Annotated in this window: 7 protein-coding genes and 1 pseudogene; all 8 read left to right on the forward strand. The window is 73.5% G+C overall.

All coding sequences use genetic code 11. The features are described from left to right. Positions 1-46: 46 nt before the first annotated feature. Positions 47-937, forward strand: coding sequence for a non-homologous end-joining DNA ligase (gene ligD / locus D3105_RS03055; RefSeq protein ID WP_118899739.1), 891 nt, complete (start codon positions 47-49; stop codon positions 935-937). 244 nt (positions 938-1181) lie between these two features. After that, positions 1182-3401 (forward strand): HEAT repeat domain-containing protein, encoded by a 2220-nt coding sequence (locus D3105_RS03060; RefSeq protein WP_118899741.1) that lies wholly within the window; start codon positions 1182-1184, stop codon positions 3399-3401. Beyond that, complete coding sequence (locus tag D3105_RS03065) at positions 3398-3715, forward strand: zinc-ribbon domain-containing protein (protein ID WP_118899743.1); 318 nt, start codon at positions 3398-3400, stop codon at positions 3713-3715. The genes D3105_RS03060 and D3105_RS03065 overlap by 4 nt, the downstream gene beginning before the upstream one ends. 161 nt (positions 3716-3876) lie before the next feature. Continuing rightward, the gene (locus D3105_RS03070; RefSeq protein WP_118899745.1) at positions 3877-4647 is read left to right on the forward strand and encodes a hypothetical protein; all 771 of its coding nucleotides are present in this window, start codon (positions 3877-3879) and stop codon (positions 4645-4647) included. Then, positions 4644-6026 (forward strand): sensor histidine kinase, encoded by a 1383-nt coding sequence (locus D3105_RS03075; RefSeq protein WP_118899747.1) that lies wholly within the window; start codon positions 4644-4646, stop codon positions 6024-6026. Before D3105_RS03070 ends, D3105_RS03075 begins: the two co-directional genes overlap by 4 nt. A 94-nt stretch (positions 6027-6120) precedes the next feature. Further along, complete coding sequence (locus D3105_RS03080; protein WP_118899749.1) at positions 6121-6621, forward strand: SH3 domain-containing protein; 501 nt, start codon at positions 6121-6123, stop codon at positions 6619-6621. A 72-nt stretch (positions 6622-6693) separates the two neighbouring features. Then, positions 6694-7593 (forward strand): annotated as a pseudogene (locus D3105_RS03085) (FtsW/RodA/SpoVE family cell cycle protein); the annotation flags it as partial. A 13-nt stretch (positions 7594-7606) separates the two neighbouring features. Continuing rightward, a partial coding sequence (locus D3105_RS03090) for a penicillin-binding transpeptidase domain-containing protein (protein WP_118899751.1) occupies positions 7607-8688 on the forward strand: 1082 nt, incomplete at its 3' end.

Genomic DNA, 8688 nt, shown 5'->3' on the forward strand with positions numbered 1-8688 from the left:
CGCGGGTAAAAGACGCTTTGGCCTGCTTTCGTGTGATTCTTATCGTATGACGCCGATCACCGAGGTGGAGGGGCGACGGGTCTCGCTCAGCAATCTCGACAAGGTCCTGTATCCGGCCACGGGAACGACCAAGGGCGAGGTGCTGCACTACTACGCGGCCACCGTGGGCAGCGTGATCCTGCCCCATCTGGTCGACCGCCCCGTCTCCTTCCTGCGATATCCGGACGGGCCGGGCGGCCAGCTCTTCTTCACCAAGAATCCGCCACCCGGTACACCCGCCTGGGTGGAGACCACCCCGGTCCCCCGGAGCGAGGACCAGGGCGCCCGGCAGGTCGTCGTGCGCGATCTGGCCTCGTTGATGTGGGCGGCGAACCTGGTGGTGGAGTTCCACACCCCGCAGTGGCGCACGGGCGCGCCGGGGGTCGCCGACCGCATGGTCTTCGACCTGGACCCCGGCTCCCCCGCGACCGTCGTGGAGTGCTGCGCGGTGGCGCTCTGGCTGCGGGAGCGGCTCGCGGACGACGGGCTGGCGGCGTACGGGAAGACGTCCGGGTCCAAGGGGCTGCATCTGCTGGTTCCGCTGGAGCCCACGCCGTCCGGCGAGGTGTCCGCGTACGCGAAGCGGCTCGCCATGGAGGCGGAGGAGGCCCTTCCGGCGCTGGCCCTGCACCGGATGAAGCGCGCCCTGCGGCCCGGCAAGGTGTTCGTCGACTTCAGCCAGAACTCCGCGTCGAAGACGACCGCCACGCCCTACACCCTGCGCGCCCGGCCCGAGCCCACCGTCTCGGCCCCCGTCACCTGGGACGAGATCACGGGGTGCCGGAAGGCCCGGGAGCTGGTGTTCCGCGCCGGGGACATGGCCGCCCGGCTGGATCTGCACGGCGATCTGCTCGCCCCGCTGAACGACCCGGAACAGGGGCGTCCGCTGCCCGCGTGACACCCCGGATGCCCGGGCCGAAGCCAACAGCTCACAGCGATGTCACAGCCGGATCGTCTTGACCCGGTCATGACCTGGTTACGGGCGCGAGGAAAGGCCACAAGTGGCGGGTGGATTGTCGGAGCCGTGGTGCACACTCTGCGCAGGCGCTTTCTACGGGGCGCGCCGGGTGGGGTGTGACGGGCCGGGTGCGCCATGCGGTGCGCCGGTCCGGGCGCTGTCGTGATCGTGGGGAGGGGATGGCGTGTTCTCGGGGATCGACGAGGTCGACTGGGCTTCGATGGAGCATGCCTACGGGCCGGCCGACGACGTACCGGAGCTGCTGCGGGGGCTCGCCTCCGCCGATCCGGCGGAGCGGGAGGCCGCGCTCGACGGAATGTACGGGGCGGTGCACCACCAGGGCGATGTGTACGCGTGCACGCTCGCGTGCATCCCGTTCCTGTTCGAGCTGGTCGTGGACCCCGGGGTGCAGGACCGGGGCGGCGTCGTCGAACTGCTCACCAGCATCGGCGGCTTCGACCTCGACGAGGACGACGAGGCGGAGATCGACGAGGACGAGATCGAGGGCGCCGCGAACTACGCGATGGCGGCGGCCGCGGTCACCGCGGGCGCCGGGGTGTTCTTCGAGCTGATCGCCGACGAGGACCCCGGGGTGCGGCTCGCGGCCCCGCTGGCGCTCGCCACGCTCCACCGGCACCCGGTGCGGGTGCTCGCGCTGCTGCGGGAACGGTTGCCGGTGGAGCCCGACGAGGAGGTGCGGCTCGCCCTCGTGGAGGCGGCCGGGCGGGTCGCCCTGCGGCACCGGCCGCTGGCGGAGCGGGTCGGGAAGTGGCTGGGCCTGCTGGCGGAGCGGGCCGACTCCCCCGGGCTGCGGCTCGCGGCCCTGGCCCAGCTGGCGCGCTGTTGGCCCGACGGGCTGCCCGGCGATGTGGTGCCGGTGGTCTCGGGGCTGCTGCGAGAGATGCGTTCGATGCCGGAGGAGTCCGGCGACCGGGGCGACGGGGCCGAGCACGCCCCTCCCGGAGGGATCGCCGCGCAGGAGGGCGACGAGCCGGAGCCCGGCCCGGACCCGGCACCGGACGCGGAGCCCATGGACCCCGAGCCCGTGCCCTCGGCGGAGACCGGGCGGGGCGAGCAGGTCGTGACGCCGACGCTCGTGGGGCAGTTGCGCTCGCTGTCCGCCCAGGAGAGCACCGGGCGCGGCGCCCCCTGGGCCGCCGATCTGCTGCGCACCCTGCACGTCGGCCTCGACGACCGGGTGGGCGACCGCACGGCGCTGCTCGCCGACCAGTTGCGCAGCCCCGACCGCCGCCAGCGCATCGACGCCGTACGGATGAGCGGCGGGCTCATACGGGCCTGGCGCGGCCCCTACGAGGAGTTGGTGGCGCTCGTCGGCGAGCAGTTGTCCGACCCCGAGCCCCGGCTCGGCGAGGCCGCGTCCCATGTGCTGGAGGAGTTGTTCGGGCTCGCCGCGCCCGCCGCGGACGCCCTGGCCGCCCGGCTGGCCGCCGATCCCGGGAGCTGGGTGAAGACGTGGGCCAGCGGTCCGCCCGGGCTCTGCTCCACCGTGAAGGCCCTGGCCCGGCTCGGCGACGCCCGTGCGGTGCCCGCGCTCGCGGCGGCCCTGGAGCTGCCGCAGGTGGCGCACGACGTGGGGTTCGCGGTGGGCCACCTGGGGGCGGCGGCCCGGCCGCTCGCCGGGGCGCTGCGGCGCAGGCTCGCGGAGGTCGAGCTGGACGAGGGCGCCTACGACCGCGCGAGCCCGCTGCTGGCCGGGCTGACCGCGCTGCGGGCGGGCGAGGCGGCCCCCGAGGTGCTGCGGGTGCTGCGCGGGGCGCCGGAGTACCGGGGCGAGTGGCTGCGTACGGCAGCGCTGCGGGCGCTCGGTGCGTTCGGGCCCGCAGCGCGGGAGGCCGTCCCGGAGTTGCGGGCGCTGGTCCGCCACCCGGGGACGGCGTCCGCGACGGAGGCGGCCGAGGCCCTGTGGGCGGTCTCCGGGGACGCCGACGCGGTGCTGCCGGTGCTGATCGAGGGCCTGCAGTCGGACCAGGTGCACGACCGGCGGGCGGCCGCGGTGGCGCTGGGGACCCTCGGGCCGCGCGCCGCGGTGGTCGCGCCCCGGCTGCGCGGGCTGCTGGCGCACGAGGAGCCGTGGCTGCGGGTGGACGCGGCGATCGCGCTGTGGGAGGTGTCCGGCCGGACGCGGGAGACCGTCGCGGCGCTGCTCAGCGCCTGGGAGCAGAACCGCCATGTCCGGGTCCGGGTGGCAGAATGCCTGACACGGATGGGGCCGGTCCCGGAGGGGTCGGCCGCAGCACACGTCCTGCGGAGCGAACTCGTCTCCGTACGCCGTCACAACGCGATGGACGGCGGGTACGGCAGTCATGACATCCACGAGGACGAAAAGCTCCTGGCGCTGTGCCGGCAGGCACTGCGGGGGACGGGGAAAGGAAGCACCTCATGATCATTTTCGGCACCAAGGGCTATCTCTACCAGCTGGCCGTCCTGACGATGGTGTGCGGCTGGTGCGGCAATCCGGCGGCGCACACCCTGCGCAAGCGGGTCACGAAGTTCACGCTGTTCTTCGTGCCGCTGTTCCCGTTCTCGACCAAGTACGCCACGCAGTGCACGTTCTGCGGCGGGGAGCGGCAGATACCCAAGGAGGAGGCGGACCAGCTGCTCGCCCAGGCCGCGGCCGGGCAGGACGGCAACGCCTACGGCCAGGCCCCGCAGCAGCCCGGCTTCACGCCGCCCGGGCAGAACCCGTACCAGCGCTGACCCGTACCAGCGCGGACCCGGCCCTGACTCAGCCCCGCCCCTGGCACTGACCCTGCGGCGACCGCAGGGCCACGCACCATCACGCAGTGGTGCGAACCGGGCATTGCACGCGGCCGTCCGATTAGGGTGTGAAACCCCTGTCGTCGAGGAGGAGGCGAGCCGTGCGCCCGCACCGCGCCCCGGCGGCGACCCGCACCGCCGTGTGCGCCGTCGCCGCGCTCGCCCTGCTGTCCGGCTGCGGAGCGGCGGGCGGGCTGGAGAGCGCGGGGGACGCGCCGTCGGCCGTCGAGCCCAAGGCCCTGTGGCCGGAACTGCCGCCCGCCTCCTCCGCCCCGTACGACTACGGGGAGGGCGAGACCGCGAAGATCCCGGGGATCCGGGTCACCGGCGGTGATGTGCGGCGGCTGGATCCGGTGACCGTGGCGCAGGCCGGCCTGAAGGCGAAGACGGACCGGGACAGCGGCCTGGACGAGCTGCCGGACGGCACGGTGCGGCAGATCAAGGCGTGCCGGACCGCCCCGGAGGACTGCCCGGTCCTCCCGCCGTACTACCGCGATCTGACCGGTGACGGCAGGGACGAACTGGTGCTCGGCATCCGCATGCCCGACCAGCAGCTCGCCGTGCGCGTCTACATGCCGGACGGGGGCGGGCTGACCCGGATCATGTCGACGTACGACGCCGTGATCAGCGTGGAGCTGGCGGGCCGGGACCTGATCATGCGGGCTCCCTCGGTGATCCCGGGGTACGAGTACCGCACCGCGTGGTCCTGGGACGACCGGCAGCGCGCGATGCTGCCGACCCGGGACGAGATCCTGCGGACGCCCGAGCACCGGAAGGGCCCGAGGCCGAAGCGCACGCCGACCCCGTCCACCGACGCCCCCTCGGACCCGGACACGCCGACGCCCTCCGGCTCCGCCACGGGGTCGCGATGAGGCGGCGGCGCCGGTTCCGCTCGCCCTCCTGGACCGCGAGCCTCACCTGGAAGTCCGCGGTCTTCCTCACCGTCATGTGCTGCACCCTGGCCGCCCTCCTCGGCGTCCTGGTGCACACCGCGGTCACCCGGCAGACCGTCGAGCACGCCCGCGAGAAGGCGCTGGCCCGGCTGGAGGTGGTCACCGACGCGTACGAGGCCGGGGAGCCGCTGCCCCGGGGGTCCGGCATCGACCCGCCCGGACTGCCCGGCTCGCTGCGCGCCCTCGCGGCCGGCGGCGAGCGGGGCACGGTCGTCGCGGACGGGCCGCACCGGCCGGGCGACCCGGACGGCCAGGGCGGCCCCGCGATGTGGGCGGCGGGCCCGGCGGACGGGCGAGCCCTTGCCACCTGGACGGACTACAGCCACAGCGCGCGGACCATCGGCGGCCTCGACCGGGCGATCATCGGCTCCTCCCTGCTGGCCATCGCCGCCACGCTGCTCTTCGGGCTGTTCGCCGTCGGCCGGGTGACCCGCCGGCTCCACCAGAGCGCCCGGGTGGCCCGCCGGATCAGCGCGGGCGACCTCGACGCCCGGGTGAACGACCCGCGCACGGCGAGGCCGGTCCGCGCCCAGGACGAGGTGGCGATCGTGGCGGGCGCTCTCGACACGATGGCCTCGACCCTCCAGCGCAAGCTCCAGACCGAGCAGCGGTTCACCGCCGACGTGGCGCACGAGCTGCGCACCCCGCTGACCGGTCTGTCGGCCGCCGCCGAACTGCTGCCGCCGGGCCGCCCGGCGGAGCTGGTGCGCGACCGGGTGAAGGCCATGCGGGCGCTGACGGAGGACCTGCTGGAGATCTCCCGCCTCGACGCCCGTACCGAGCAGGTCGACCTCGCCGTGCACGATCTCGCGCCGATCGCGGAGCGGGTCGTCCGGGCGTCGGGCACCGACACCGAGGTACGGGTGAGCGGCGCGGCGCGGGTGGAGACCGACCGGCGGCGGCTGGAGCGGGTGATCGGCAATCTGGTGGCCAACGCCCACCGGCACGGGGCCCGTCCGGTGGTGCTGAGCGTGGACGGCGCGGTGGTCACCGTGACGGACCACGGGCCTGGGTTCCCGGCGTATCTGCTGGACGGCGGACCGCAGCGGTTCCGTACGGACGGCGCGGGCAAGGGGCACGGTCTCGGGCTGACCATCGCGCTCGGTCAGGCCCAGGTCATCGGCGCCCGGCTGGACTTCGGCAGTGCGCCGGACGGCGGGGCGCTCGCCCGGTTGACCCTGCCGGAGTACGTGAGGCTCGACGACGGTGATTCCGACGCGAATCCCGGTGGGGACAGGGGTCGGCGGGGCCCGGACGACCCGGACGGCTCAACGAGGAACGGCCCTCACACATCGTGACGCGTTGCAGACCGTGAGTGGCGATTTTAGCGTGGCGATCACGAGCCCAGCTCGTGTCCCCCACGTTCCGCTTTCCTCATCGCATGGAGGCAGCATGTCCCCCCTGTCCCGCCCCTCGCGGCTCCGCCGGCTCGGTCTCTGCGTGGCCACCGGCACGCTCGCGGCGCTCACGGCCGCCGCTCCCGCCGCCATGGCGGCCGACCCCCAGCCCGTCGGCCAGCGTGCGGAGGCCGGCGCTCCGGACCCGACGTCCGACGAGCTCTCCGCCTCGGCGCTGCAGCGCGAGCACGAGGCGCAGCAGAAGGAGTCCCGCCAGGAGGCGCAGCAGCAGGGCCAGGCGCGGCCCCAGGCACCCAAGCGGACCTACAAGGGACGGGTCATCGCCAAGCCGTACCTGCTGCTCCGTGACAAGCCGACCCGCAGCAGCCGTATCGTCGGCTCGGTGAAGTACGGCTCGTACGTCAACATCTTCTGCAAGACGCAGGGCGACAACGTCGACGGCAACAACCGCTGGTACCTGCTGACCGACGGCACCTGGGCCTGGGGTTCGGCCCGCTACATCGAGAACATCGGCGCCGCGCCGAAGTGGTGCTGACCTCGCGTCACCCGCACATCCGCACCTGCGCCCGCCCGTGGAGCCCGGCCCCTGTCGCCGTGCCGCCGAGGGATCGACCTGGAGACGCCGAGGGATCAGGCCGCGCCCACCCAGCTCGTCTGGTCCACGCTCGGCGTCGCGCTGTTCACCGCCGTGGTGGTGCTGCTGCGCGACCACCGGGTGCTCCAGCGGTACGCGTACCTCTCGGTCGCCGCGGCGCTGGTGCTCATGACCGTGCCGATCTTCTTCCCGGCGGTGAACGGGGCGAAGATCTGGATCCGGATCGGCGGACTCTCCTTCCAGCCCGGGGAGTTCGCCAAGATCCTGCTGGCGGTGTTCTTCGCCGCCTATCTGGCCGCCAACCGCAACGCGCTCGCGTACACCGGCCGCCGGGTGTGGAGGCTGCAACTGCCCGCGGGCCGGGTGCTCGGGCCGATCGTGGCGATCTGGCTGCTCAGCGTCGGCGTGCTGGTGCTGGAACGCGACCTCGGCACCTCGCTGCTGTTCTTCGGGCTGTTCGTCATCATGCTGTACGTGGCGACGGGCCGGACCGGCTGGATCGCGGTCGGGCTGCTCCTGGCGGCCGTGGGGGCGTTCGTCGTCGGCTCCTTCGAACCGCACGTCCACAGCCGGGTGCAGGACTGGCTGGACCCGTTCGCCTCGATCGACGCGGGGCGGGGGCCGGGCCAGCTCGCCCAGTCGCTGTTCGCGTTCGCGGCGGGCGGGATGCTCGGGACGGGGCTCGGCGCCGGGAACTCCGTCCTGATCGGCTTCGCCGCCAAGTCCGACTTCATCCTCGCGACCGCGGGCGAGGAGCTGGGCCTGTGCGGGCTGACCGCGATCTTCCTGCTCTACGCGCTGCTCGTGGCGCGCGGCTACCGGGCCGGGCTCGCCCTGCGCGACCCGTTCGGGCGGCTGCTCGCCATCGGTCTCGCCTCCATCCTGGCGCTCCAGGTGTTCGTGATCGCGGGCGNGAGGAGAACCGGTGATCCGCTACATCCGGCGGGCCGCCGCCTTCTGCCTTCTGCTGCTCGTGGCACTGCTCGTCAACGCGGCCCGCGTCCAGCTCTTCGAGGCCGACGAGCTGGACGACAACCCGGCCAACCGCCGTGCCGCCATCGTCCGTTACGACCAGCCGCGCGGGAACATCCTGGTCGGCGACCGGCCCGTGACCGGCAACAAGGAGACCGGCGAGCAGCTCAGCTTCGAGCGCACGTATCTGCACGGCCCGCTGTACGCCCCGGTGACCGGTTACGCCTCGCAGACGTACGGCACCACGCTGATCGAGAACGCCGAGGACGCCGTGCTGTCCGGTACGGACTCGCTGCTGGCGCCGCTGCCCTTCTGGAACGAGTTCACGCGGGGCCGGCAGCCGGGCGGCGATGTCGTCACGACCATCAAGGCGTCGATGCAGCAGGCCGCGTACGAGGGGCTGCGCGGGCGGCGGGGCGCGGTGGCGGCTCTGGACCCGTCGACGGGCGCGATCCTCGCCCTGGTGTCGACCCCGTCGTACGACCCCGAGCGGCTGTCCGGGACCGGTGCGGCGGTGACCGACGCGTGGTCCCGGCTGAATGGCTCCACGAGCATGCCGATGCTCAACCGGGCCATCCGGCAGACCTATCCGCCGGGCTCCACGTTCAAGATCGTGACGGCGGCGGCGGCCCTGGACGACCGGGTGGTGACGGATGCCGACGCGGCCACGGACACCCCGTCGCCGTACGTCCTGCCGGGGACACGGACGACCCTGCCGAACGAGGCGAGGGGGTGCGAGAACGCGTCGCTGGCGGATGCGATCCGGGTCTCCTGCAACACGGTGATGGCCCATCTGGGGGTGGAGGTCGGCCTCGACGGGATGGTGGAGACGGCGGAGAGGTTCGGCTTCAACGACACCGGGCTGCGCATTCCGTCCGGGGTGGCGAGGAGCAACTTCGACACGGACATGAGCGAGGACCAGCTGGCCCTGTCCTCGATCGGGCAGTTCAACACGACGGCGACCCCGCTCCAGATGGCGATGGTCGCCTCGGCGGTCGCCAACGGAGGGGATCTGCGGCGCCCGCACCTGGTGGA

This window comes from Streptomyces globisporus, from assembly GCF_003501885.1.
Classification (GTDB): domain Bacteria; phylum Actinomycetota; class Actinomycetes; order Streptomycetales; family Streptomycetaceae; genus Streptomyces; species Streptomyces globisporus_D.